Genomic DNA, 26,058 nt, shown 5'->3' on the forward strand with positions numbered 1-26,058 from the left:
GGCGTCAGCTTACTTTGCCGCCCGCACCGAAACCGAGGGCGGACTCCAGAGGTAGGGCGTGGTCGTGGTGACCGCCTCGAAGCCCAACCGCAGCAGGATCGGCCGGCTGTCGTCGGAGGCATCGACCTGCAGGTATCGCAGCCCGTCGGCCTGGGCCAGCTGCGCCCGGCGGCCCACCAGGGCCCGGTAGATTCCACGCCCGCGCCAGGCGGCCAGCGTCGACCCACCCCAGAGCGCACCGAAGGCCGTCCCCGGGTTACGCACCAGCCAGGCGGCGCTGACCAGCTCGGCCGAGTCCGTCTCGGCGACCAGGACGGTGATGAGCTCGGGGTCGCTGCGGACCCGGCTGATGAGGTCGTCGGCCAGCCAGCTCCAGTCGGCCGCCCAGACCTCGGACTCCATCGCGGCGATGCGGCGCAGGTCCTGGTCGGAGTCGACCTCGCGCAGGCGCACGCCGCTCGGCAGGACGGGCTCGGTCGCGATCTGCGCGACCGAGCCGATCACCACGGTCTCGCGCGGTTCGGCGACGAACCCGGAGCGGGTCAGGCGCTGCGCCAGATCCGGTGGCCAGTCGTGGCCGTGGGTCTTCCACTCGAACTTCTCGCCCCGTTCGGCATAGAACGCGACCGTCCGCCCGATCAGCGCGTCCAGCTCGTCGGAGCTCAGCGACGACAGTGACCGGTAGCTGACGAAGCCGGCGTGCGGGGTCGTGCAACGAAGCAGCGGACCGTCCCAGCTGGCGCTCCAGCCGGCCGGGAGCCGGCGGGCCAGGGAGAGACGTACCTCGGCGTCGTAGGCGGCCAGCATTACTGCAGGCTAGCGGCCGAGGCTAGAGGCTGTGTCGGGGACGACGAGCTTCGGCGCCACGGCGACGGCGCCCGGCTAGGGTCAGCGCGGTGCCACCGATGAGCAGCGCTGCGGCGACCAGCGAGAGCCTGCTGGTCGGACTACCGGTGCTGGCCAGGGTGGTGTCGGTGGCGACGCCGTCGGTGTCGGTGATGGAGAGCGCGTCGACGTCCTGGGTCGGATCGGCCGAGGCGGAGTCCGTCGGGTCGGTTGAAGCCGGGTCAGTTGTCGTCGGGTCACTTGTCGTCGGGTCGGTTGAAGCCGGGTCGCTGGACGGGGCACCCGTGGTCGGGTCGGCCGAGGTCGGACCGCCCGTGGTCGGGTCGGCCGAGGTCGGGTCGCTCGAAGTGATCGGTGCTCCGCCGGCCGGGTCTGACGCCGGAGACGTGCTCGGTGCCGTCGTCGGCGCTGGGCTGGTGCTCCCTCCGGCCGTCGCCTTCAGCAGCACGGTGCCGATGCAGGAGTCGTCCTCGCCGTCACAGACGCCGTCGATCCCGTCGGCGATCGTGTAGTAGCTCAGCTCGGACGCCTGCGCGGGCTGCAGCGCCTTCACCGTGATCTGCAGCGTCACGCTGCCGCCGGCCGGGATGGTGGCCGGGTACCAGACGAAGTAGCTGGGATCCTCGAGATCGACATCGTGCGGCGCGCTGGAGTCGGTGACGAGGAAGCTGTCGGGGTCGCCCAGGAAGAACGCCATCACGGCATTGGTGGCTGGATCCGGACCATCGTTGCGGAGCGTTGCGGTAAGCGTGGTCGTCGAGCCAACGGCCACCGTCGCCGAGCTCGGTGTCACGCTCTGGTGCAGCGTGGCGTTGCCGACTACCTCGTAGGGTGCGTTGACGGTGTTGTCGGCCGGCTTGGGGTCGCTGCCACCGACCGGCGCTACCACCGCGTGGATCGAACCGGTGGCGCCGATGGCGGCTGACGCGGCGACTTGCAGCCCGACATCGATGTCGGTGCTGCCGTGCAGCGTGCCAAGGGTGCAGGTATAGACGTTGGCCGCCTTCGTGCAGGTGGCGGCGTCGCCGTTGGTATCGACTTCGTAGATGGCTGCGCCGGCCTGGACAGTGAGCGTGAGCGTCGCACCGTAGCTGCTAGGGCCGTCCAGCTGCAAGGAAACGTCGGCGATCGCGCCGCCGCGCTGAACCAACGCCGAACTCGAGCCGCCACCGGCGGGAATGCTCAGCTTCAGGTCCGGTGTCGCCGCGTCGGCCGGGGCGGCCGCGGCCAGCCCGCCAGCGAGAGAAAGACCCACGAAAGACGCAGCGATGACCGACTTGATCAAGTTATGCTCCCCAGCATTCTGAAATGACTGGGCGAACATTAACACCGTTCTTACCGGACACCTACGAGATCAGCGTCACGGCGAGCCGTCTGTAGTCACACGCAGTCACACGGTCGCGATCCGCGGAATTTACGCCGAATAAGCCGCAGTTCAGACGCTTACATGCAGTACGGAATTTAGGTCTTCCGCGGCCTGCGCCGCGGCGCTGTTCGCGACCGCGGAGACGCCGCCCAGACCGAAGTACGAGTGGTTCAACGTCGGGAATTCCCGGCTGATGACCTCGACACCGTCACGCCGGAGTGCGTCGGCGTAGAAGTTGCCTTCGGTTCGCAGGACGTCCAGCGTTGCCGTGTGAATGACGGCCGGGGCGACCCCGGAGAGGTCGGCACAGCGGATCGGCGAGACCCGCCAGTCAGCGGCCGAGGCCGCGTCGACGTAGTGCGTCGCGAAGTTGGCCATCCCCTGCAGGGTGAGGCCGGAGCCGCTGCGAACGGTGCGGCGTGACATGTACTGCTGGTTGATCGCGGCGTCGCCGTAGCGACCGGCGGCGTCGGTCACCGGGTAGAGCAGCAACTGGGCGTCCAGGCGCTGACCGGCATCGCGGCGGGCGATCGCCACCGATGCCGCCAGCTGTCCACCGGCACTGTCTCCGGCCACGATCAGCGGCGCACCTTCGCCGCCGAGCTCACCCTGGTGCGCGGCGGCCCATTCGGTCGCGGCGACCGCATCGTCGAAGGCCGCCGGGAAGGGGTTCTCCGGGGCCAGGCGGTAGCCGACCGAGACGACGACCGCGTCGACCTGCGCACAGATCCGGCGGGCGTGGCCGAGGTGGGTGTCGATGTCGCCGATGACCCAGCCGCCACCGTGGAAGTAGACGACCGTCGGCCGAACACCGGCGTGCTCCGGCGTGCTCACCGGGCGCAGCACCCGGATCGACAATGGGCCACCCGGTCCATCGATCTGCTGGTCGGTCTCCGAGGCCGGCAGCAGGGCCGCCCCCATCTCGCTCAGGGCCAGCGCGTTGTTGCGGCGGCTGCGCTCCCGTACCTCGGCCACCGTCGTCGGCTCGGCCTCGGACTCGGTGCGCAGCAGCCACCCGGCGATATCCGGGTCGACAACGAGGGCGGGGTCACGGGCTTCGGTCAAGGTAGGGCCTTTCATAGTGCCGTCAGTGTGGTTACTGGAGCGGCCGTCGTCGTCGTGCAGTTGGGGCGTAACGGGATCTCCGTCGCACCTTCGGGGCTAGGCCATATTTGGCTATGCCCTATTTTCGGTCAATTTAGATCTCGGCGAAAGTCGGAGTGACCGGAGCGTCGATGGCACCCGCCAGCGCGGCGCGCCGGGCGAACTCGATCACTCCGTCGATCTGACGATCACCCAGCGAGAAGTCCAAGGTTCGGAAGTAATGGGAAAGCGTATCGGCATCGAATACCTCCCAGCGAGCCGCTTGTGCGGCGATCTGTGCCACATGCCGCAGCGCTTCGTCACGACTGGCAACAAAACTGGCGTGTACGTCCTTCACCAGACCCGGGTTGGAGTCAGCAAAATCACGTCGCGCCGCCCAGACTGCGAAGACCATGGGCAGCCCGGTCCACTCCCGCCAGGCACTCCCCAGGTCGTGTACGGCCAGCCCGCGACGGGGCGCGTCATAGGTCGCCCTCAGCGCCGTGTCACCGATCAGGACGGCGGCGTCGGCCTCGAGCAGCATCGTCGTCAGGTCGGGTGGGCAGACGAAATACTCGGGGTTCACGCCGTACACCTCGCGCAGCCACATCTGGGCCAGCAGCACCGAGGTTCGGGAGGTCGAGCCGAGGGCCACCCGGCGGCCGTCCAGGTGCTCCAGCGGCACCTGCGAGACCAGGTTCACCGAGAGCACCGGCCCGTCCGAGCCGACCGCGAGGTCGGGGAGCAGGACCAACTCGTCGGCGTGGCGCAGATACTCGACCAGCGAGATGGGGCCGATATCCAACTGGCCGCCAACCAGCAGCTCGTTCAGGTGATCGGGGGTGTCTTTCGTCAGCTCGACGTCGAGCAGGGCACCGGACTGGACCAGACCCCAGTAGATGGGCAGGCAGTTCAGAAACTGAATGTGCCCGACCCGCGGTCGCCCTCCGTTGGTGCTCTCGTGGCCAGTCACGCTTTCCGAGCCTACTCGGGCCAGGTAACGCATCGACTCGCTTACGCCCGCTCCAGCAGGCGCCGCTGCACCTCGAGCCGGGCGCTGCGGCCCCCCAGCCGCCTCCGCTGAGCCAACAGCGCGGGCAACCAGCGCAGAAACGAGAGGTAGGCCCTGACCCGCCGGGCCGCCTTGGGCCGGGACTCGAAGAGCCCCACCGACAGGGTCGTCAGCGGATAGCGCGCGATCGCCCGCACCGCCATGCCGGCCGACCCGCAGCGCACCAGCGTGGCCAGCCGGTTCCGCTCCGTATAGAAGGTGTGCAGCAGCGATCCGGAGCCCGCGGTCGCCGAATGCTGGTGAACCACCACCGCCCTCGGGACGTAGCGCACCGACCAACCGGCCAGGTGCAGACGCCAGGAGAGATCGACATCCTCGTAGTACATGAAGAATCGCGGGTCGATGCCGCCGACCGCCCGCACCGCCTCGACCCGTAGCGCCAAGGCCGCTCCGCAGCCGTACATGAGCTCCACCGGCTCGTCCCAGCGGCCGTCGTCGGGCTGGCCGAAGGCCCGGTCATGGGCATAGCCGGCCGCCGTCACCAGACCGCCGGCGCTGTTCATCCGGCCGTCGGGGAGCAGCAATTTGCTCGACGTCGCCGCCACTCTCGGCTCTGCGTACAGAGGCGCCAGCAAGGCCGGCAGCCACCCGGGGCGCACGGCGGCATCGTTGTTGAGCAGCACCACATAGGGCGTGCTGATCAGGGTCAGGGCGTGCGCCACCCCGCCGGCGAATCCGGTGTTGGTGGGCAGCCGCACACTCTGCACCTGGGGGTAGTCGGAAGCCAGTAGATCAGTGGTCGAGTCGATCGATGCGTTGTCGACGACCAGGATCTTCGCGCCGCAATCAAGCACCGAGTCCAGGCATTCGGCCAGTAGGTGGGCGCCGTTCCACGTGACGATCACCACGGTCGCGTCGCTGGGCCGGACGGGCGGAGCGGCAGAGGCGTCGCTACTCAGGGGGCACCGCCGACCGGGGTGGGTCAGGGTCCGGCCCCCGTCGCTGGGACTCCCCCGCCAGCTGCATGAGCTGGGTGCGCTCCTCGAGGGCCACGTACTCCCAGTAGCGGCGCCCCCGCCGGGCGGCCGAGAAGAATCGGCGCCGCAGGAAGGAGCTCACCGGCGATGCACCGGTACGCCACGGGTCGTCCACCCCGGGGACGAATCGCAGTGAGCCGGCCTCCAGATCGAAGTTGTACCAGCGCTGAATCTTCTGAAACGCCTGCTGCTGGGGGTTCGTCACCGCCAATTGGGTCGCGATGCCGGCGAAGAGGCCACCCGGTGTGTAGAGCTCGGGGTGGAAATTCTCGAACGTCAGCTCCTCCGGGCGCCGCCAGAACGGCCACTCGTGCGGGTAACGCGGCCAGCACATGGTGCGGAAAGTGCGCGGCGCATGAAAGCGTTCGGGCGCCACCAGTCGACCGTGGTTCAGCGGCAGCGACCACTCACAGAAGGCGGCCGAGGGGTCAAGGGCCAGCGCAGCATCGAAGGCCTGCAGGTACAGGCGGCGGTCGATCGCCTGCGGCATGTGCGAGGCGTAGAGCAGGTGCGGGGCGCCCAGGTAGTTCAGGGCCAGGTAGCTGGCGTGCTGCGCCTCGTCGAAGGTGCTGCTGTTTCGGCGCCAGAGGGCCAGGTCATGGCAGGCATAGGAGTGCAGGCGGCCACCCTCGACGAAGGTCTCCGGGGGCACCGGCCGCAGCGGGCGATAGTCGTCGTCGGACTGGATGAAGACGTCGGCCAGCGGCCCGCGGCTGACGAAGGCGCGACGCAGATACGCATTGCGGGCCGAGTGGGCGGCCGGCAGCCGGTCGCGCTCGGCGTCGGAGAGGAGTTCGGTCTCATCGACGATCGACACCGACGGCCCGCCGACTCCAGCCACCGCCCGGCGCAGCAGCGGAACGGACGTCGACGGGCTGAGGACCACCGCCTCCCGAACCCAGGGCATGAAATGCCCCACATAGCTGAGGGTCTCGGCCAGGATCTCCGGCCGGTTGGAGAGGTAGGCGATCTGATCCGGCTGATCGGGGCGATCGGGGATGGCCGCTGGCTCCATGGCATCCGACCCTAGCCGATTGGCGGCACCCTTCGGCTTCGGCTCGTCTGGCTCGTTCGGCACAGCTGGCTCGTTCGGCACAGCTGGGGCAGCCATCAGTCGCGCCGGCCGCGGAGCATCTTGCCGAGCCGGTTGAAGCCTCGGCGCAGCAGCAGCCCGACCCCGCCGGCCCGCACGTACTCGCGGGCCAGTGCCACCTCGCCCCGCCACCCGCCCGGACCCGGTGTCGGCGCCCGAACCGTGTCGAAGGGTCGGGCCAGATAGCCGCGGATCTGCCCGTCAAGCAGATCGGAGGCCCGCTTGGGGCAGCGACAGAACTCGACCAACGGCGCCAGTGCGGTCTCCCACACGTATCCGCGTCCGACCGATCGAGAGGCCTCAGCGCACACCGCTCGCCGGGCTGGGTCCGCGATCAGCTCGCTCAGCGCCGTGGCCAGCGCCTCGACGTCCCGGGGCGGCACCGCCGCGCCCAGCCCCCGAGCGGCGATCAGCTCAGCGAAGACGTCGCCCTCGGTCGAGACGATCGGCAGCCCCGCCCACAGGTAGTCGAGGATCCGGGTGCGGAAGGAGAACGCCGTCTCGACGTGGTCGAGATGGGTCGAGACCCCGATATCCGCCTCGAGCAGGAAACTGCCGCGCTCGTCGTAGGGGATCCACTCCTCGACGAAGAAGACGTACTTGCCAACGAGATCGAGACGCTCGGCCAGCGCCCGGGCCTCGGTTGCGGTCCGCAGCGACGGGTTGCCAGGGCTTGGATGCTTCACCCCCAGAAAGACCAGCCGCACCGTGTCGTGCTCGTGCCGGATGCGATCCACCGCTTCGATGAGCGTCTGCGGATCGAACCAGTTGTAGAGCCCACCGCCCCAGAGCAGCACGACGTCATCCGGGCCGATGCCGTCGATCACACCACGCAGCGCCGGCCGCTGGCGCTGCGGTGGCTGCGGGCTGATGCCGAACGGAACCACCCCGACCAGCGAGGTGAGCGCCAGGTCGTCGTCGTAGGAGCGCGGGTTGATCCGTCCGAGCGAGGCCAGGGCGCCGAGCCAGAAGTCGCGTTGACGGGAACTCGCAGCCAGGAAGAAGTCCCCCCGGACGAGCAACTGGTTGAGTTTGGCGGTCGCGTTGTGCACCATCGCGCCCCGTTCGGCCAGGGTGTGGCCGCGAGAACTCTCCAGATTCTCCAGGTGATACGGGTCGTAGAGGTCGGCCACCACGATGGCGTCGGAGGCGGCGATGGCACCGAAGGAGTCGAGGAGATTGCCCTGGGTGATCCAGATGTCGGTGCGGGTCGCCAGCTCGGAGATCCCACCGGCATCGACTCCCCGGACGGCGAATCGCCGGTCGGATTCGCGAGTGCAGCCGGCGACGGTCACCAGTTCGACATCGTGCTCGGCCGATAGCGCCCCGGCGATGTTCCAGGCCCGGATCGCCGGTCCAGCCATCCGCTGGCCGAGGACGTCGGCGGTGGCGACGACGACGCGCTGCCGGGCTCCTCCGCTTGGGCCGGGCTCGCTCCGCTGGGTCGAATCAGGCACAGGAAACCCTAGCCCACCGGTCATCGTCAGGACCCGAAGACGCGACGGAGGCGGGCCAGCGTTCGGCCCGCGACCAGACCCAGGCCGCCCTCGTGGCGCAGGGTGGAGGCTCGCATCAGTTGACGCCCGAGCGCGCTGGTCGGGATCACCGGCTGTCGGGCCAGCCGGCGCAGATCTCCGTCGGCGTCGGCCGCGCGCTTGGCTTCGGCGCAGAAGCGCACCAGTGGGGCCAGCGCGACCGGCCAGGTGAAGCGCTCGCGCATCGCGACCGCGTTGGCGGCGGCGGTGGCGGCGAACTCGGGGTCGTAGAGCACTCGGCTGATGGCGTCCGCGAGACCCGCGACGTCACCGGCCTCGACCCGCACCCCGAGTTCGGCGGTGGCGACCAGCTCTCCGAAACTGTCGCCGCCGGTCGAGACGATCGGCAGACCGGCCCAGAGGTAGTCGAGGATCCGGGTGCGGAAGGAGAAGGAGGTCTCCACGTGCATCAGGTGAGTGCTCACGCCGGCGTCGGCGTCGAGCAGGAAGTTGGCCCGCTCGTCGTAGGGCACCCACCCTTCGTTGAAGAAGACGTGCCGGTCGGTGAGGCCGAGGGAATCGGAGAGCTCGCGCGCATCCCAGGCCATCTGCATCTGCGGCACCCCCGGATTCGGATGCTTCATACCGAGGAAGAAGAGGCGTACATCCGCATGCTGGTGACTCACCTGCTGGACCGCCCGGATGAGGGTGAGCGGGTCGAACCAGTTGTAGACACCGCCGGCCCAGAGCAGCACCTTGTCGTGCTCGCCGATCCCGGCAACCCCCCGGATTCCGGGTCCGGTGCGCGCCGGTGGCTCCTCGGCCAGCCCGAACGGGCAGATCGCGAGGAGCGATTCCAGGGTGGCGTCCCGGTCGTAGTTGGCCGGGTTGATCCGCCCCATGGCCGCCAGCTGCCCGAGCCAGAGGTGCCGCTGCTGCTCGCTGGCGCAGAGGAAGAAGTCGCCCCGGACGAGCTGATCGTTGAAGATCCGGGTTGTCAGGTCCAGCGCGGCGGTGCGCGCCAGCCGGGGCAGCTCAGCCGTCTGCTCCAGTTGCTCGAACTGCATCGGGTCGTAGAGGTCGATGACGAGGATCTGCTCCGAACGCAGCAGCCAGGGCGCGTCACGGGTTACGAAGCCCTGGACGATGAGGATCTCAGCCTCGGCCACCCCGGCCTGCAGCTCGTCCCAGCCGAACCTTCGGCAGCGGAACTCGGCCCGCTCGATCTCGCAGGTGGAGGTGGAGACGAGCGTCACGTCGTGTCCCTCGGCGGCGAGAACGGCCGCCACGTTCACCGCCCGGATCGCCGGGCCGGCCATCGTCGCGGTGAGCACATCGGAGGTGATGATGGCGATGCGTCGTCCTACGGTCACGCCTGAAACCCTAGTATCTAAAGGCGTGCCATCCCCCACAGATTCGCTGACCGACCTGGAACTTGCCGCGGAGTTGGTCCGCGAGGCCGGCGCTCTGGCCGCGCAGATGCGTCGTGAGGGACTGGTCACCGAACACAAGACCTCCATCTCCGACGTCGTCTCGGCCGCCGATATCGCCGCTGAGAAGCTCGTGGTGAAGCGCTTGCGCGATGAACGCCCGCAGGACGGCATCGTCGGCGAGGAGGGGGCCAACCACCCGGGTGAGCGGACCTGGTTCATCGACCCGGTGGACGGAACGTACAACTTTTTATGGGGTCTTCCGTACTGGTGCTCGGCGCTGGCGCTGGCGGACTCCGGCGATGCGCTGCTCGGCGCGGTCTATCACCCGACCGCCGATGAACTGTGGCTGGGCGGCGTGGATCATCCGACGACGCTGAACGGGCAGCCGTTGCCCAAGTTGCGCAACCAGCCGCTGGCGGCGATCTCGGTGGCCAGTTACATCCACCCCGAGACCCTGCCCAACGACCGCACCCGGCTGCCGCTGCTGCGAGCCATCGGCGGCGCGGCGACGATGCGTTCGCTCGGCTCAGGCTCGGTGGAACTGGCGTCGGTGGCCGCTGGGCGCCTTGGGGCCTGGGTCCAGCACGACTCGAAGGACTGGGACTGGCTGCCCGGCGTGGCGTTGGTTCAGGCGGCCGGCGGGGCGACGAACGTCGTGGAACTGGACGGGCACCGCTGGCACATCGCCGGGTCCCGGCAGGCCGTGGACGAGATCACCGGCCTGATTCTGGGTTGAGCCGCTCGCTCCCGGCATCGCCGTCAGCATCGTCGTGAGCATCGTCGTAAGCACCGCCGTCTTGGGCCGGCTCATCTTCGCTGCTCTCGAATTCGCCGGTGTCGAATTCGCCGCTCTCGGCGTCGGGGTCGAGTTCAACGGCGCGCGCCTGCTTCTTCTCCAGCCTGGTCTGGATGTTCTCCTCGATCGTCGCCGCGAACATGGCCCGGGGCCGGGCGAGCAGTACGAATGAGACCGGGATGGAGAGCACGGCGGCGATGAGCGCGCCGAGTAGCCCCTTCACACCGACTAGCCAGAGCAGACCGAAGAGCACGGCGAAGATCAGCACCCGAAGCAGGGTGTAGAGCCACATCGCTCCCAGGCGCTTCACCGGTGCGTCACGCCCAGATGGCCTGCGGCGCGGCGCGGCGCTCGGCCAGCGACACCGGCCCGTCGTATTCGCGGATGACCTCGTAGCGGGTGTTGCGCTCCTTGGGCGTGAAACCCGCGTCACGGATGAGGTCGAGCAGGTCGTCGCGGGTGAGCTTGTCGGGCGTGCCGAAGTTGTCGGCGTCGTGGGTGATCTTGTACTCGACCACCGAACCGTCCATGTCATCGGCGCCGTAGTTCAGAGCCAGCTGCGACGTGGAGAGGCCGTGCATCACCCAGAAAACCTTGACGTGCGGGAAGTTGTCGAGCATCAGCCGGGAGACGGCGAACGTCTTCAGCACGTCGGCCGGCTGGGCCATCGACAGGTGGCTGAGGCGGTTGTTGTCATTGTGGAAGCGCAACGGGATGAAGACCTGGAAGCCGCCGGTCTCATCCTGCAGTTCGCGCAGCCGCAGCACGTGGTCGACCCGGTGCCGGGGCTCCTCGATGTGGCCGTAGAGCATCGTGGCCGGCGTCTTCAAACCCTTTTGGTGGGCCAGACGGTGAATGCGCGACCAGTCTTCCCAGTGCGTGTTGTGGTCGACGACCTGTTTGCGCACCTCCCAGTCGAAGATCTCCGCGCCGCCACCGGTGAGCGACTCCAGACCGGCGTCGATGAGTTCGTCGAGGATCTCGTCGGCACTCAGGCCCGAGATCGACTCGAAGTAGTGCACCTCGGTGGCGGTGAAGGCCTTCAGCGCGACGTCCGGCAGCGCGGCCTTCAGCTCCCGAAGCACCCGCGGGTAGTACTTCCACGGCAGCGTCGGGTGCAGCCCGTTGACGATGTGCAGTTCGGTGAGCCCGTCGCCCTGCATGGCGACGGCCTTCTCGACGGCCTCCTCGACGCGCATCGTGTAGGCGTCCTTCTGCCCGGGCTTGCGCTCGAAGCTGCAGTAGGCGCAGGAGGCGGTACAGACGTTGGTGAGATTCAGATGGCGGTTGACGTTGAAGAAGGTGACGTCACCGTTCTTCTGCTGCCGTACCTGGTGGGCTAATCCACCTAGCCACGCCAGATCATCGCTGTCGTAGAGGTCCTCGCCGTCCTGCCGGGTGAGTCGCTCGCCGTTGTTCACCTTGTCGGTGAGTTCATCCTTGCGCAGTTGCGTCATCGCCATGGGTCGAGGGTACGCGACCGGCGAAAGCCGGCCCCGGGGCGACGAGACCGCTGAGAGCCCCGTCGCTCCCGCGAATCTAGGCCGCGACCAGCGGCGTGACCTGGAGCGCACAGGCCCGAAGCACGAAGGGCGCGGCGAGTGACGTCTGCTGGTTGGGCGGCGTCACCTTGATGGTGTCTGAGAGGGGTGCGTTGCAGGACGTGGCGTCGGTCAACTTCGAGGTTGCGGCAGCGTTCGGAGCCAGAAGAACCGGGGCATCGACGGCACCCGAACCCTCGGACTTCGTTCCGATCTGAGATCCGGCCGCATAAGGTGAGACATCCGGGAAGCCGACGAGCGAGCAGGTCGAGGTCGAGACGTTCGTGAGCGTGATCGCCGCGAAGACCTGCTGACCACCGCCGCCGAGGTCATCCACCGAGAGCTTCAGCGCCGAAGTCGCGCAGGCCGCCGCTACCGGGGCACTCGGGGTGGCGGGCACATCGGTCGGCGAAACGGTTGAGGTGGGCGTACCAGGGGACGTGGGCGAACCGGTGGCGGTCGCCGGCGCAGACGCGGTGGCCGTGGCCGTCGGGCTGTTCACGATCGAGGTCGCCGAGAGGTCGTCCGAGGAGGATTCTCCGGCCCCGGCGGTCGAGGTCGCGTCCGCGCACCCCACGGCGCCGACCAGTACGATGCTCAGCGCGGCCAGCGTAGGCAGGAGCCGGCGGCGGGCGGCGTTCATCAGTCTCATGTGGCTGTCCACTTCACTAGTTGATTCGCAGATCGGTCGACCACGGCATGCTCGACAGCGATGAGCGTGGATCCGAGCTCAGCTGGGACCACAGGCTCCTCCAGGCCGAGACGCCGGGCATTGAGTAACAGCTTCCACCGGCCTGGGCGCAGGCTGTGAGCTCGGTGAGGACGCCGCCGAAGGAGACCTTCGGGTGGCCGCCGACCACACCGGTCAGCGAGATATACTTCCATTGCGCCGCCATCGTGGTGTTGTAGATCTGCGGCAGGGCACGCATCCTGGTCGGGCTGAGGCCGCCGCTCATCTGATACAACCCAGCCGCGGTCCAGCCGTTGTTGCACTTGCCGTTGATCACGGTCCAGTTGCAGCCGTCCGCAGACCCATTGAAGACGAATGGTGCACTTCCACCGGCGAGGAATCCCTGCACCCAGGCCAGCGAGTTGGCCGGCGTGCCCCGAAACCCGGGTTCGATGTCATCGGCCCCGGCGATGGTCAACCGGCTGTAGCCGGCGGCGTGCGCCGCGACCGGGGCGATGACCTTCTGAGCCCACTCGACGCCCATGGCGTAGCTGACCGAGACATCGTTGTTCGTGCCGATCGCGATCGTCGCCGGTGCCGAATACTGCTGGGCGCTGGCGTACCCGTCGACGTACGCATTCATCGCGGTGACCAATTGGGCGTAGGTCACGCGGATGCTGGTAGCTGAGAGGCCGACAATGCCGCCTCCGCGTTGGCCGCCGATGTCTAGGAGAGTTGTGTACTCGTGGCCGCCCGGATTGTGCTGCGCATCAGTTATTCCGGCGGCCTGCCAGAATGCCACGTCCGACGCAGAACCGGTGAGATTGCGTACGTATCGACTGGTCGAGACCGGTGGCGAGGTGGTCTGAACCGGCGGCAGCGCGTTCACACAGGCCAGTAGTTTGTTGGGTGCTCCCGGTCCCACATTGATGGCGTAAACACAGACGTTCGGCAGGCCCGTCACCGCGATGATCCCGTTGAAGCCATGGGCGGCACTGAAACCTGGGAACGTCACGGCAAGATCAGGTCGGCTGACGTTGGCCACCAGAGCCTTACCGACGGGTCCGGCGTAAGCGGCGATTGTCAACGGAGTGTCGGCGTTGGGGTCGATCGCCCATCCGGTGACCTGGATTCCGCCAGTTACCTGGCGAACGGAATCGACCGACCCGAACGGGAGGTCCGAAAGCACGACACGAATGCACCTGATCTGCACAGGCTTATAGATCGGATTGAGCGGTATTGCATACGCACAGACGTTGTAGGTACCGGCGGTTGCTGGCACGGTCGCACTGAACCCGTGCATTGACCCAACGTTGAAGGCCGAGGCGACGTCCGGTCGCGCTGCTCCGGTGGTAAGTCTCCGACCGCTGCTGTTGACGTAAATGTCGACGTGGGTAGCCGCATCAGAACTGAAGTCGTACGCCCAGCCGGAGACGTAGATGCCGCCTGGCGTCATCCTTGCAATATCAAGCGAAGCTCGCCCGAAGGGCACTACGACCGTCTGACAGGTGAGCGTGGTATGAGCAGCTGGATTTCGGACGCCGATGGCGTACGCGCAGACGGAGTAGGTGCCGGGCGTCGCGGCAAAGGTGGCCCCGAACCCGTGGGCACCGGCGATCCGAAACGCCGCATTCACATCGGCGCGGAGATTGTTGGCCGTAATGCGATGCCCTGCACCGTTGATGTAGACGTCCACGAATATCGACGAGGAGGGCGCCGCCGGATCGAAGGCCCAGCCGCCTATGCGGATTCCGTTGCCCTGCCCGGCGTCAAGGACGTCAACACGTCCCGCCGGAACTGAAGCCGCTGAGGCCGGCGTGGCCAGCACTGCGGTGAGGCCGGCAATGAGCAACACGATGCAGGTGCCGATGGACAGACGGCGACCTAGTCGCCAATTCTTGGTGTTCAGGGGGATTGCCTCGCAGATCTGTTTAAAATTCGAACCTGGCCGCCGCGGCGCGTGGCCGAGCGGCGGTGCTCCTGGTGCTCGTGTGACTAAAGTGAATTGTGATCCCTACTGGTACGTACGGCAAACCGAAGAGTCGGCGTCTGACCCCGTAGCCAGGTTGCGGCTGGATTAAGTATCCGTACTTCGACCCGAAGTCGGCAAAACCGGGAGGTTCGTTCGATAGCTGAGCGACGCCAGGCGATGACCCACAGCGAGGCCCAACCTCCTACCCATCGGCGCTCGGACCAGCGATCTGAGCGCACATGTCGCTTCATTTCACCTCGCGCCAAGCACGCGAGCGTCGATCTCAAACCGCCGATCGCGCGGCCTGGGGTCAGGTCCGCTCACGCGCGGTCCCGCACACGGAATGAGCTGCCGACGGCGCGGGGGCCTACGCCTTGTCGACGCCGGACTTGGCCAACCGCCGAGCCTTGGCGACCCCGAAGTTCACCATCCCGCGAACCCCGCCCTCGCTGTACCGCTGGCGGGCGTAATGGAGGTTGCGAGCCACAGGACCTGCGGAACTCAGCGACGGCGATCGGGTGAGCCCCCGTCGTTTGGCTGCAACAATCCCGAAGTCCGCTGCACGACTGGCTTGACGGCAGAACTGTACGAGCGGTGCGAGCGTGCGGTCCCAGTGGAAGTTCACCCGCACGCGAGCCACATTTGCTCGGCAGGCAGCCACAAACTCCTCGTCGAAGAGCGCCCGTTCCAGCGCCTCCGCCAAGCCGTCTACGTCTCGCTCGTCCACAGCGACACCGAGACCTTCGGCCACAATCATCCGCCCGAAGGCATCGCCACCCGTAGCCACCATCGGCAGGCCAGCCCAGAGGTAGTCGAGCATTCGGGTGCGGAATGAGAAGGTCGTCTCGACGTGCAACATGTGCGTACTGACGCCCACATCAGCTTCCAGAAGGTAGTTCTGGCGGTCGTCGTAATCGACCCAGTCCTCATTGAAGAATACAAACTTCCCGGTCAGACCCAAATCATCCGAGAGCGTGCGGGCGTCCCAGGCCATGCTCATCTCCGGCACGTTCGGGTTCGGGTGCTTCATCCCGAGGAAGAAGAGCCGGACGTCGGCGTGCTCGTGTCGAAGCCGATCGACGGCCTTGATGAGGGTGATTGGGTCGAACCAGTTGTAGACCCCACCCGCCCAGATGATGACCTTGTCGGTAACCGAGATCCCGGGCACCACGCCGCGCAGCGCCGGGCGCGTATGAATCGGGTCGGTGGCCGATAGCCCGAACGGGCAGACCGCTAGCAGCGACGCAAGACTCGAGTCACGGTCGTAATTGCGTGGATTCAGACGTCCGACTCCAGCAAGCTGCCCCAGCCAGAAGTGCCTCTGCTCCTCGCTTGCGCACATGAAGAAGTCACCTCGCGCAAGATCGCGATTGATAACGTTCGTGGTTCCCTCGATCACCGCATCACGATCACCCGGCTCGTTCTTGGTTTGTTCGAGCTGCTCTAGATGCATCGGGTCGTAGATGTCCACGACAAGGACCTTGTCGGTATCCGCAATCCACGGTGCCACGGCGACGACAAAGCCCTGATAGACGACGATGTCGCACCAGTCGACGATCTGGCGGAGCTGCATATCATTCGCGAAGAGGCACTCGATTCCTTCGCGAGTCAGATCGCAGCGGGTCGTCGACACCAGCTTTACGTCGTTCTCGTGAGACAGCTCCTCCGCGATGTGAAGCGCGCGAATCGCCGGGCCGGCCATCCGATCAGCCAGGGTGTCCGCCGTCACGATGGCGACCCGCCGACGGCGGGCCCACATGTCGTTGAGACCGAAGATCTCAGTCGCGGCCAGCCAGCGTCGGTGGAAGCCGGGCAGCCCATAGGTGGATTGCAACAACCCGCTCACCAGACCCGGAATGGCCATGTCGCTAACCACTCGTCGGCTCTGGATCTCAACGCGCTCGGCCTCGATCTCCTCAAGATTGGTGGCGAGGTAGTCGATCGCGTGTACGGCGCTCATGGTGAGCTTGTTGACCGAGAGGTTCGGCTCGTCATCGCCTACCGGATTGACCTCAAGATCCAGGGCGGAGTTGTCCTCACCCCCGAGCAGCATCGCATTGTGCAGGGTCATCAACAGCGCCGGCGCGAGGGCCCGTTCAAGCCCTGGGCCATCCAGGTTCTTGTAAACCATGAGCAGTCCATTGCGCTCCAACAGGTAGCGCTCACGATAGTTCGCAAACTTCGCGATTGCCGCATGGTGCTTGTGGTAGACGAGCGAGGTGGGTACATACCGAACTCGATAACCGAGCATATTCAGGCGCCAGCCCAGATCTACGTCCTCGAAGAACATGAAGAAGCGTTCATCGAAGCCACCGACCTCACGAAAGACCGATGTCCGGAAAACGGTCGCCGAGCCAGTCGAGAAGAGCACATCCCGCGGGGTGTTGTACGCCTGCGAGTCCGGCTCCTCCGCCTCCAGCTTGTAACCCTGACCAAGGAAGTTGACGTTCCCGCCCACGTAGTCGACGTGGGTTCCGTCCCAGTCCAGAACCTTGCACGCGACAGCACCGACCGTCTGGTCCAGGGAGAGGGTCCGCACCGCCTCGCTTAACCAGTCGCGATCGGGTTTGGCGTCACTGTTAATCAGCGCGACGAACTCACCGGACGCATGCTTGATGCCGAGATTGCAGCCGCCGGCGAATCCGGTGTTCTTCTCAGACTCGATGAGCAGAATGTCCGGGTGCGCCGAACGAATCAGCGGCACGCTGTCATCGCCGGAGTTGTTATCCACGACGATGACTTCGAGCCGTTCCGTCGGCCAATTGAGGTCGCCCAGACGGCTAAGGCACTCGTTCGTGTCCGCCGGACCGCGATAATTCACGATGACGACGGAGACCACGCCCGTGCGAACGGCGGGGGACGACGAGGCCGGAATGCTCATAATGTCTGCTTTGGTCCTTCGTATCGGGGCTGCTGCCAATGGCCGCCCAACTCAACCAGACCGCCGGATTCGTGCGGTGCGCGCATGAGGACGTCGAATCGCTTCGCGCCGCGGAGAAAGTCATAGGTGTGCGTCGTTGTGTAGTCGGCGACCGAGACGTTCAGGTCGAAGGTCCCCGCTTGCAATCGCAACGAATCGAAGACCAGGTCCACATAGCCTTCGCCCTCAAGCCTATCCGGCACCATATTGCCGTCGCGACTGTGGTGGGCCCACACGTAGACGCCCTCGAGTGTCTCGATGGAAAATCCGAAGACCGGCTTGTCGATCGGCTCTGTCGTTGAGAAATGAGTTCGCAGGGTCACTTTGTCCCCCGGGTAGAATCGAGTAGTCGCGCGACCCTCTGCGTCGAGTAGTTCGGTGTTGGTAAGAACCACCTCGCCACTGCCCCAGCGCGTCGCACCCGTCTCGAGTTCGACGCGTTCTTCATGGCCGTCATCGACGTACTTGTCGACGATCGCGCCGGCGTCTCCGACGTCCAGCAACCGGCCATGCTCGAGCCAGGCGACCTTGTCACAGAGAGTGCGCATCGAACCCATCGCGTGGCTCACGATGACAACCGTCTTTCCGGCCCGGCGAAATTCGGCGAACTTCTCCATACATTTCTCTTGGAACATTTGATCGCCGACGGCCAATACCTCATCGACCAACAAAACGTCCGGATCAATGTTGATCGCGACCGAGAACCCAAGACGGACATACATGCCCGAGGAGTAGTTCTTGACTGGTTGATCGATGAAGGTCTCAATTCCGGCGAAATCGACGATCGCGTCGAACTTGCGTTCGATCTCGGACTTCCGCATACCGAGGATTGCGCCGTTGAGATAGACGTTCTCTCGTCCGGACATCTCGGGATGGAACCCGGATCCGAGTTCCAGCAACGCCGCCAGACTCCCGACCGAACGGATTGATCCGGTGTCGGGAGTGAGGATCTTCGCTATGCACTTCAGTAGCGTGGATTTACCAGACCCGTTCTCCCCGACCAGGCCGAAGGTCGAACCTGTCGGTATCTCGAACGAAACATCCTTCAGCGCCCAGAACTCGTCGAAGCGGGCCCGCTTACCACGCATGAGTGCGGCCTTCAGCGATTGGTTGCGCTCCCGATACAGGCGGAACCGTTTGGAAACGTCTTCGACCACGATTGCGTTGTCGTTCGTCATGGGACTAGAGCTCCTCGGCCATGCGAGCGGTGTGGCGTCGGAAGAACATGTAGCCGGCGACGAACAGGATCACGGACACCGTGATGATGTAGCCGAGGGTCTCGACCGCCGGCATGCGGCCGTCGTAGATCGTGTTCCGGAACGCCTCGGCGAACTTGGTGATCGGGTTCCACTCGATCACTCCGACGAGAATCGGGTGTTCTGCGCGGTGCGCTTGCGCCAGCGTGATGCTGTAAACGATCGGGGCCGCGTAGAACAGGAGGTTCAGAAGGATCGCGACAAAATGCTGCGTATCACGGAAGAACACATTGGCCACAGCCAAGAAGAATGCGATACCGGTGGCGAACAGGAAGAGCAGACCCATGAGGACGATGGTTACGGGCAGGAACAGAAACGGCTCGCCACCGAAGAGGAAAGTGGCGACCACCAACACGGTCATCTCGAAGCAGAAGGTGAACAGCAGCGCGAGTGAATTCGAGAGAACCAGCGCTTCGCGCGGGAAGTAAACCTTTTGAATCAGGTTGGCGTTGCCGACGATCGAGCCCATTCCAGACATCAGTACGTTCAGAACGAAGATCCAGGGGAGCAATCCGCAGGAGAGCCAGAGGAAAAAATAGTCCAGCCCGGACGGGTCGCCAGGTAGGGGACGATTGCCCCGCATGATGGTGCCGAAGACGATCGAATAGGTGAACATCAAGGCGATCGGATTGACGAGCGACCAAACCTGCCCAAGCGCCGTGCGCTTGTACTTCCCCTTGATCTCGCGTTGGGTCAAATTGCGGATGAGATCGCCAGAGGACTTCAGATCCGTCAGAGCAGTCACGAAGCGAGCCCTCGGACAACGTAGCTGGTCACGACTGTGCAGCCTACCTTGGATGACGACGCGATCGGGTCGGTCTGCTTGGGTCGTCCACAGGAACTGTTGCGCACAGGTACCTAATAACCACGAATCTTGCGGCGCAGGGATCGCACTGCCCGACTCGTCACACTCGTGCTGGCCAATCGCTTGTTGGCCGCACGGAGCTGCTGGCGCACCTCGTCCCGCTCCGCGACGGCTTGATCGTGGGCGCGCTGGACCTCGGTCCGCACCGCCTGCAACGAGAGCAGCTCCGATCGGGCCAGCGCCTCCTGCTCGCTGAGTTCAGCGAAGGCCGCACGCAACGCCACCAGTTCCTTCTTGGCACTGTGCAGTTCGGTCGACAGGTCGTCGATACGCAGCGCCTGTTCGGTGTCAAGGCGAGTTGCGTCATCCGGCACTGCCCGCAACACGAACTGATAGGTGGTTGCCTCCGGATCGCCACGCAGCTTCGCCACGACGGCCGGATCTATCTCGGACTCGACGATCGCGACCTCGGTCTCGAAGAGCTCAGCCTGAGTGCGGCGCAGTTCGGTGAGGACGAACCCGGCGTCGGTGAGGAACTGGACCAGCGTCTTCCGGGTGAAGAATCGGGTATGTGTGTCGTCAAGGATGCCCACCCGCGTGTAGTCGAACTTCCCCTGCAGCAGCGCCATCCGGATATCGCCGTGCGCAATATTCGGGGTCGATATGATGACGCTGCCACCGGGAGCCAACAACGGTCTTGCCTGTCGTAGCACCGGCAGCGGGTCGCGCAGATGCTCCAAAACATCTCCGAAGATGACGACGTCGAAGCTACCGGCGCCGAACTCCTCGACCAGGTCTGTCCGCTCTAGGTCACCGATCACAACCCGATCCAGATGCTTCGCGGCCTCTTCTCCCGTCACCGGGTCGACCTCGAATCCGGAGACCCTGTTGCCCAACGCCTGAAGCACGGTCCCTAGGTAGCCCGTGTCACAGCCCACATCGAGCACACGCTTGTTCGACCCGACCAGTTCGACCATGAAAGTGTGACTCGAACCGGGCCACTTCACGAGCTCCTCATCGATGTCGTACTTGGACAGTGCCACTGGCTTGTCTCTTCTCGCTAAGTCGTCGTCGTGCTAATCCCGGAATAACTCGATTCTAATCGCTGGAACGGGCGGAGCTAGCTCCGGCGCAACCGAGCCGTCAGACGGCGCAGGCGCAGCAGGGCAGCCCGCTTACCTTCGATCAGACGCTGCTCCTTGTTACTGACCAAGAAGAGGTCATGACCGTCCGGAACCGAACTCTCCCCGAGTTCAGTGGGCTCGTCATTCTCGGCAGCCAGTTGCTCCTCGGAGATCACGTTCTCTTCCGGTTCGGGGAAGCCTTCAGCGAAGAGCGCCCGGCGGCCCGGTTCATCCAGATTGCGGGGAACGCGACGAAGAGTAACGAAGAACTCCATGTCATCGACGGCCGTAGGGGTGATCGACTCGATCGTGTAGTCGAACAGGCCGAGGTCGGCCAACGTCCGCATCTGCTGAACGAAGGTGATGGGCGTGAAGAGCCAGACATGGCAGTCGACGTAGGACTCGTCCTTCGTCGACCGGTCTAGCATCATTCGCGCGTAGGCCAGATCATGAATCGTCGCTTCCGGGCCGGGCGGCCCGTGACGCCAGGTGTCCCGAGGGGTGACCGTCACTGCGGAACTGTAGTGGTCGAACACCGCCCGCACCGATGGACGGGCATCACCGTGGTGGCGGGCGAGCATCATGTCACCGACAGTGGTCGGCGGCCGACGGGCATCGAAGCAGTAGCGGCGGTCAGGTACGGCGAGTGAGATGATTCCGTCATCACGGAGGATCTCGCTCACGTCGGCGAGCCAGCCGATGACGTCAGGCACGTGCTCGATGACATGCGAGGCCACGACCCAGTCGAAGGGCGCGGCATCGCCGACGGCCTCGGATATCTTGCGCGTCTTGCCCTCTTCGATCAGCGCAAAGTCAACATCGACGATCTCGTCAAGCGGCACGCCACCGCACGATTCGTAGTAGTCACGTAGTCCCTGGGCCAGATGCACGTCCACATAGAGAACGTTGGTCTTGTCTTTGGTGGCGATAGGCGTGTGAAGCGGCCCGATCTCCAGGCCACGACCAGTTTCGGTGTTCAGACTGCGGAGGACTCGGGTACGTCGATCGGTCATCGGCACCCATCTCAGGTCGTAGGTAGCTCGCGCAAGGTAGGTGGTCCGTGCAAGTCAGTCACCATCCAATACATGTCAGCAGAGCGTACACACTCGATCCGGTTCCGCAACGGTCCCGACCCGTGCGACCTGACTTTGCGCCGGCCACCAAGGTTCTTCGCCCCTCCAGCTCCAATCCGGCAGTCCGTCGCACCACGCACTAAGATGTAGTTGGGTGCGCGCCCATTGACATGCCGGTCGATACACTCGTGCGCATGACCCTCGACACCGACCTTGAACGAGAGGTCCGTGAACTCAGACACACGATCCTGACGCTCCGCGATCATGCCATCGGGGCCGAGGCACAGGTTGCCCAAAGCGAGAAGCGGACGCAGGAAGCCACGCGGCTCCAGTCGGCGGCCGAGGCCCGAGCTGCCGAGGCCGAGCTGCGACGCGCCGAGGCCGAGGCCGCTGTCCGGGCGGACGCGCGACGCGCGGCGGAGGCAGAAGTGCAGCGCGATGAAGCAGAACGTGGGCGGCGAGAAGCGCAGCTGGAAAGGGACGGCTTCCAGCGGGAGTTAACGCAGATTCGGGCGTCGAGGAGTTGGCGGCTGGCTAGATTCGCGTCGAGCGCGGCGGCGAAGTTACGGGGCACTCCCGGTTCAACGAAATGAACGAACCGCAGCAATCGCCGGATTCCCCGCTTTTCTCGCTGATCGTGGTCGCGGACTGCTTCGATTCGCAAGCACGCGCCGCCTTGATCAAGTCTCTACGCGATCAGGACTTCGCGGAATGGGAACTGATCGTCGTGGCTGGCGCGGACGACTCGCGATCGAATTTTGATCCGGAGTTCTCTGGGGACAACCGTGTCGTCGTGATCGACCACCCCGGCGACTCGAGCACACTCCGAGCCGCCAACCTGGGTATCGCGGCGGCGTCTGGCGAGTTCGTGATCATCCTCGACCGCGCAGGCGCGCTGGCCCCGGGGACTCTCGCCTGCCTAGCCTCCGCGGTGACCGTCGACGCCACTATCGACCTTCTGTACACCGACGAGGACTATCAGGGCCCCGAGGGAACGCTAACCTTCAAGAAGCCGGAGTGGTCGCCTGAGCGTCTCAGGTCGCAGTGGTACTGCGGCGAGCTGTCGGCTCTGCGGAGCAGCCTGGTGCGCGATCTGGGAGGTCTGCGTGACGAATTCCAAGGCGCGGAGCTCTACGACCTAACCCTGCGGGTTAGCGAAAAGGCACGAACGGTGCATCACGTTCAGCGAGCACTCTTCCATCACTCGTCCGAGCGGCACGCCCCAACGCCCGACCAGTGGTACGCCGGTCGAAGGGCGGTTCAGGCTCAGCTAGACCGAGCGGGCATCGACGCTACCGTCGAGCTCAATCAGTTGCCGGGTACCTACCGGGTGGATCGCAGATTCCCGGCGGCGCGCCGAGTCAGCATCATCATCCCGACGATCGGGGTCAGCGCACTGGTGTGGGGAGAACGCCGGACGTTCGTTGTGGAGGCAGTGCGGTCGGTTCTAGCTAAGACTGACCACGACAACATCGAGATCGTAGTCGTCCACGATGCACCGACCCCCGCGCCGGTGCTCGCGGAGCTGCGTGACGTTGCGGGCGACCGCCTGGTTCTCGTCCCCTTCGATGCTCCGTTCAATTTCAGTCGCAAGATCAATGCCGGTTTCGTCGCCTCCACCGGTGACCGCATCGTGCTTCTCAATGACGATGTCCAGGTCCGCTCAGATCGATGGTTGGAGGCGCTGCTTGCCCCGTTGGAATCCGACGACGTTGGTATGACGGGAGCGAAGCTCTATTTCGCGAACAATCAGATCCAACACGTCGGACACCATTATCTGGGCGGAAACTACGGTCACCCCTTCATTCTCGACGACGCCGACACCGTAGGACCGTTCGCCGAGACCATCATCGACCGCGAGGCCTCTGGGGTCACTGCGGCCTGCGCCGGCCTTCGGCGGGAGGTATTCGAAGAAGTCGGCGGTCTCACCGAACTCCTGCCGCTCAACTACAACGATGTCGATCTGTCGTACAAGATCCGTCATCAGGGATACCGGATTCTCTACATAGCCCAGGTGGAGCTCTACCATTTCGAATCCCAGACACGCGAATCCGCGATCCAACAACGGGAGCGCGAGTTGGTGCATTCCCGTTGGGGAACAGCATCCGACGATCCGTACCTTCCGGCCGCACCGTAGATGGCCGGTCGAGGGGCGCTCCGCTCGATACAACTTCGAGAAGTGTCCGGTAAACATGGGCGCAGGCCGGCCAGAATCACTTGATACTGGGCTGGCGCCGACTAGGCCTAGCCGCTCGAATCAGGTACTCCAGCGGGTATTCTCGCTCGTAGCCTGAGTCGACGATCGCGCCGTGGCCGCGACCAGGCAGCGAAGGAGTGACCCGTGACCACCAGTGCAGTGATTGAGAATCCACGCGCGAAGCGTCTGCTTTCGATGATCGACGTGACCAGCGGAGACGGTCTCGAGATCGGACCACTGTTCCAGCCATTGGTTCCACGGGAGTTCCCGAACATCCGATTCGTAGACATCTACGACGGCGACGAGCTTCGCAGTCGCTACAAGCACGACCCGAACGTCCGCGAGGACGACATCGTCGACCCCGACTTCGTCATCATGACCGAGAATGGTCCGCAGACGCTCGTGGAGGCGGTCGGGGACGCGGGGCCGTTCGACTGGGCAGTCGCCTCGCATGTTGCTGAACACGTCCCCGACCTGATCGGCTGGCTCGGCGAGATCGGCGAGCTACTCGTCGACAACGGGCTGCTGCTGCTCGTCGTGCCGGATTGCCGGTTCACCTTCGATGCCTGTAGGCCGCGAACCACGGTCGGCCAGATGCTTCAGGCGCATCACGACCGTGACCAGATACCCTCCGTGCGCGCTGTGTTCGACCATTTCAGTTCGGTTGTGACTGTGAACGCGGCCGCGATCTGGCAGGGCACGCCTCCTGATCCCGAAGCCGTCTGTTCAGAGGAGGAGTTCGCGCAAGCACAGGCCAACTTGAGCTTGACCGGTCAGTACGTCGACAGCCACGTCTGGCTCTTCACACCCGAGACGATCGTGCGTCAACTCGCGACCTTGAGCCGCCTCGGCGACATGCCGTTCGTGGTCGAGAGTGTGGCCAACACGGAATTCTGCGATCACGAGTTCCCGGTTTTGCTTCGGCGAATCCCCCGCGCACTGAGCCCACAAGAGATGATCTCGGCGCGGAAGGCCGGCGTCCAGACGTGGACGGATCTGGATCCGGCCGAAGTTGCCCGCGCACACGGCTTCGGCCTTGAGGACGACAGCACGCCTGAAGGTTCAGCGGCCGCCGAACCTTTGGCGGACGACAGCCAGATGGAGGTCAGCGACAAGGAGAGGCGGCTGATTGAGCGGAAGAGAAGCGTCCTGCTTGCTCTGCGTCGCGCCAAGGGACTGCTCCGCCGGCACTGACCGGGCCGCCTCCAGTTCGTCGCCTACTGACCGTTCGCCGTGTCGGCCGACTGCACGCGTCCCTCGAACTTCGTCTCGATCACGACGGTGGTCTTGGTACTGCGGACACCAGGGACGTCATTGACCGCCCGCATCGCCACCCCGAGGCCGCCGATGTCGGCTACCCGCACCTTGGCGATGTAGGACTCGTCGCCGGCCACGAGCCAGAGGTCCTCGACCTGAACCACATCGGAGAGGGCGCTGGCGATGGCATCGACGTTCGCGTTGTCCGACATGTTCACCCCGATGAGCGCGCTCATCGAATAGCCGAGCGACTCCGGCGCGACGGCGGCGTGGTAGCCGGTGATCACCCCGTTGCTCTCCAGCTTCGAGACCCGCTCGTGCACCGCCGGTGCGGAGAGACCGACGACCCGGGCCAGCTCGGCGTAGGTCGCGCGGGCATTGCTGCGCAGCGCGTCCAGGAGTTGCCGGTCGGTCGTATCCACAACCGTGAGCCTATTTCCTCGCCCCGGCCGACGCTGAATCCCCGTGATCCCGGCGCGCCGCGCCGAGTTCACCGGACCAGCGGGTGATCAGATCGTGCTCCACCCCGATGGCGTCGAGGACCTTCGCCGCGATGAAGTCGACCAGCTGCTGGACGCTCTGCGGGGCGCCGTAGAAGCCGGGGCTGGCCGGGAGCAGGATGGCACCGGCGTCGTGCAGGGTGAGCAGGTGCTGCAGCGTCGACCGGGTGTACGGGGTCTCCCGGGGCACGATCACCAGCGGGCGCCGCTCCTTCAGCGTGACGTCCGCGGCCCGCTGCAGCAGGTCCTTGGAGAGACCGATGGCGATCCCGGCGACGGCGGCGGTGCTGGCCGGAACCACCACCATCCCCCGGGTCAGGTACGACCCGCTGGCCGGACCCGCCCCCAGGTCGGCGGCCGACCAGTAGCGCACGCCCTGGGTGTCACGCCCCAGCCAGCTGCCCAGATCGTCCTGCCAGTAGGCGTCACGGAAGCTCAGCCCGACCTCGTCGATGAGGGTGAGGCGGGCGGCCCGGGAGACCACCAGGTCGACCTCCTCGCCGGCGTCGAGCAGCCCGGTGAGTACGGCCCTGGCGTAAGGCGTCCCGGACGCCCCGGAGACGCCGACGACCCAAGGACGCCGCGGGCTCTCAGACGACATG

The 26,058-nt window shown here is 65.4% G+C and carries 23 protein-coding genes; 4 read left to right on the forward strand and 19 right to left on the reverse strand.

The features are described 5' to 3' along the window. Positions 1–9 precede the first annotated feature (9 nt). The 8 genes from CPH63_RS01340 to CPH63_RS01375 form a co-directional block, all read right to left on the reverse strand. The gene (locus CPH63_RS01340) at positions 10–807 is read right to left on the reverse strand and encodes a GNAT family N-acetyltransferase (RefSeq protein ID WP_096301232.1); all 798 of its coding nucleotides are present in this window, start codon (positions 805–807) and stop codon (positions 10–12) included. A gap of 22 nt (positions 808–829) precedes the next feature. After that, entirely contained in the window at positions 830–2,131 is a 1,302-nt protein-coding gene (locus CPH63_RS01345) for a DUF11 domain-containing protein (protein ID WP_157749194.1), read from the reverse strand. Positions 2,132–2,281: 150 nt separating this feature from the next. Next, positions 2,282–3,292 (reverse strand): alpha/beta hydrolase, encoded by a 1,011-nt coding sequence (locus tag CPH63_RS01350; protein ID WP_096301234.1) that lies wholly within the window; start codon positions 3,290–3,292, stop codon positions 2,282–2,284. 118 nt (positions 3,293–3,410) lie between these two features. Beyond that, complete coding sequence (locus CPH63_RS01355) at positions 3,411–4,268, reverse strand: menaquinone biosynthetic enzyme MqnA/MqnD family protein (RefSeq protein WP_241895772.1); 858 nt, start codon at positions 4,266–4,268, stop codon at positions 3,411–3,413. A 41-nt stretch (positions 4,269–4,309) separates the two neighbouring features. Next, the gene (locus CPH63_RS01360) at positions 4,310–5,215 is read right to left on the reverse strand and encodes a glycosyltransferase family 2 protein (RefSeq protein ID WP_157749195.1); all 906 of its coding nucleotides are present in this window, start codon (positions 5,213–5,215) and stop codon (positions 4,310–4,312) included. A 43-nt stretch (positions 5,216–5,258) separates the two neighbouring features. After that, positions 5,259–6,422: a hypothetical protein gene (locus CPH63_RS01365; RefSeq protein ID WP_096301237.1), complete on the reverse strand. Its 1,164-nt coding sequence runs from the start codon at positions 6,420–6,422 to the stop codon at positions 5,259–5,261. Positions 6,423–6,454: 32 nt separating this feature from the next. After that, positions 6,455–7,894, reverse strand: coding sequence for a glycosyltransferase family 4 protein (locus tag CPH63_RS01370; protein ID WP_157749196.1), 1,440 nt, complete (start codon positions 7,892–7,894; stop codon positions 6,455–6,457). A gap of 26 nt (positions 7,895–7,920) precedes the next feature. Beyond that, a complete protein-coding gene (locus tag CPH63_RS01375; protein ID WP_157749197.1) occupies positions 7,921–9,285 on the reverse strand; it encodes a glycosyltransferase family 4 protein in 1,365 nt (454 codons plus the stop codon). A 25-nt stretch (positions 9,286–9,310) separates the two neighbouring features. On the opposite strand from CPH63_RS01375, the gene CPH63_RS01380 reads away from it, so the two are divergent. Further along, positions 9,311–10,081 (forward strand): inositol monophosphatase family protein, encoded by a 771-nt coding sequence (locus CPH63_RS01380; RefSeq protein WP_197704519.1) that lies wholly within the window; start codon positions 9,311–9,313, stop codon positions 10,079–10,081. Here the strand turns inward: CPH63_RS01380 and CPH63_RS01385 are convergent. From CPH63_RS01385 to CPH63_RS01425, 9 genes are all read right to left on the reverse strand, one after another. Next, positions 10,059–10,451 carry a DUF4229 domain-containing protein gene (locus CPH63_RS01385; RefSeq protein ID WP_157749198.1) on the reverse strand — a complete coding sequence of 131 codons (393 nt, stop codon included), beginning with the start codon at positions 10,449–10,451 and terminating at the stop codon, positions 10,059–10,061. The genes CPH63_RS01380 and CPH63_RS01385 overlap by 23 nt on opposite strands. Positions 10,452–10,458: 7 nt before the next feature. Next, positions 10,459–11,598 (reverse strand): aminofutalosine synthase MqnE, encoded by a 1,140-nt coding sequence (gene mqnE, locus CPH63_RS01390; protein ID WP_096304868.1) that lies wholly within the window; start codon positions 11,596–11,598, stop codon positions 10,459–10,461. An 82-nt stretch (positions 11,599–11,680) separates the two neighbouring features. Beyond that, complete coding sequence (locus CPH63_RS01395) at positions 11,681–12,334, reverse strand: DUF4232 domain-containing protein (protein WP_096301241.1); 654 nt, start codon at positions 12,332–12,334, stop codon at positions 11,681–11,683. A 16-nt stretch (positions 12,335–12,350) separates the two neighbouring features. Continuing rightward, positions 12,351–14,207 (reverse strand): hypothetical protein, encoded by a 1,857-nt coding sequence (locus CPH63_RS01400; protein WP_096301242.1) that lies wholly within the window; start codon positions 14,205–14,207, stop codon positions 12,351–12,353. Between the two features lie 484 nt (positions 14,208–14,691). After that, positions 14,692–17,205 carry a glycosyltransferase gene (locus tag CPH63_RS01405; RefSeq protein WP_096301243.1) on the reverse strand — a complete coding sequence of 838 codons (2,514 nt, stop codon included), beginning with the start codon at positions 17,203–17,205 and terminating at the stop codon, positions 14,692–14,694. Beyond that, positions 17,202–18,422, reverse strand: a complete 1,221-nt coding sequence (locus CPH63_RS01410; RefSeq protein ID WP_096301244.1) for an ABC transporter ATP-binding protein — start codon at positions 18,420–18,422, stop codon at positions 17,202–17,204. The genes CPH63_RS01405 and CPH63_RS01410 overlap by 4 nt, the downstream gene beginning before the upstream one ends. Positions 18,423–18,426: 4 nt before the next feature. Further along, the gene (locus CPH63_RS01415) at positions 18,427–19,245 is read right to left on the reverse strand and encodes an ABC transporter permease (protein ID WP_096301245.1); all 819 of its coding nucleotides are present in this window, start codon (positions 19,243–19,245) and stop codon (positions 18,427–18,429) included. Between the two features lie 113 nt (positions 19,246–19,358). Further along, positions 19,359–20,348 (reverse strand): bifunctional 2-polyprenyl-6-hydroxyphenol methylase/3-demethylubiquinol 3-O-methyltransferase UbiG, encoded by a 990-nt coding sequence (locus tag CPH63_RS01420; protein ID WP_096301246.1) that lies wholly within the window; start codon positions 20,346–20,348, stop codon positions 19,359–19,361. Between the two features lie 77 nt (positions 20,349–20,425). After that, on the reverse strand, positions 20,426–21,442 hold the full coding sequence (locus tag CPH63_RS01425; RefSeq protein WP_096301247.1) for a methyltransferase domain-containing protein: 1,017 nt from the start codon (positions 21,440–21,442) through the stop codon (positions 20,426–20,428). Between the two features lie 254 nt (positions 21,443–21,696). Here CPH63_RS01425 and CPH63_RS01430 point away from each other — a divergent pair, with 254 nt between their 5' ends. The 3 genes from CPH63_RS01430 to CPH63_RS01440 all read left to right on the forward strand — a co-directional run bounded on the left by CPH63_RS01430 (position 21,697) and on the right by CPH63_RS01440 (position 24,893). Then, positions 21,697–22,095, forward strand: coding sequence for a hypothetical protein (locus CPH63_RS01430; protein WP_157749199.1), 399 nt, complete (start codon positions 21,697–21,699; stop codon positions 22,093–22,095). After that, positions 22,092–23,639, forward strand: coding sequence for a glycosyltransferase (locus tag CPH63_RS01435; RefSeq protein ID WP_096301249.1), 1,548 nt, complete (start codon positions 22,092–22,094; stop codon positions 23,637–23,639). Before CPH63_RS01430 ends, CPH63_RS01435 begins: the two co-directional genes overlap by 4 nt. Positions 23,640–23,843: 204 nt before the next feature. Continuing rightward, positions 23,844–24,893: a methyltransferase domain-containing protein gene (locus CPH63_RS01440; protein ID WP_096301250.1), complete on the forward strand. Its 1,050-nt coding sequence runs from the start codon at positions 23,844–23,846 to the stop codon at positions 24,891–24,893. 23 nt (positions 24,894–24,916) lie between these two features. On the opposite strand, the gene CPH63_RS01445 is transcribed toward CPH63_RS01440, so the two are convergent. Continuing rightward, complete coding sequence (locus tag CPH63_RS01445) at positions 24,917–25,378, reverse strand: Lrp/AsnC family transcriptional regulator (protein ID WP_096301251.1); 462 nt, start codon at positions 25,376–25,378, stop codon at positions 24,917–24,919. Positions 25,379–25,388: 10 nt separating this feature from the next. Further along, positions 25,389–26,057 carry a UbiX family flavin prenyltransferase gene (locus CPH63_RS01450; RefSeq protein ID WP_096301252.1) on the reverse strand — a complete coding sequence of 223 codons (669 nt, stop codon included), beginning with the start codon at positions 26,055–26,057 and terminating at the stop codon, positions 25,389–25,391. Position 26,058: the final 1 nt, after the last annotated feature.

The sequence above is a fragment of the Jatrophihabitans sp. GAS493 genome (genome assembly GCF_900230215.1).
Classification (GTDB): domain Bacteria; phylum Actinomycetota; class Actinomycetes; order Mycobacteriales; family Jatrophihabitantaceae; genus MT45.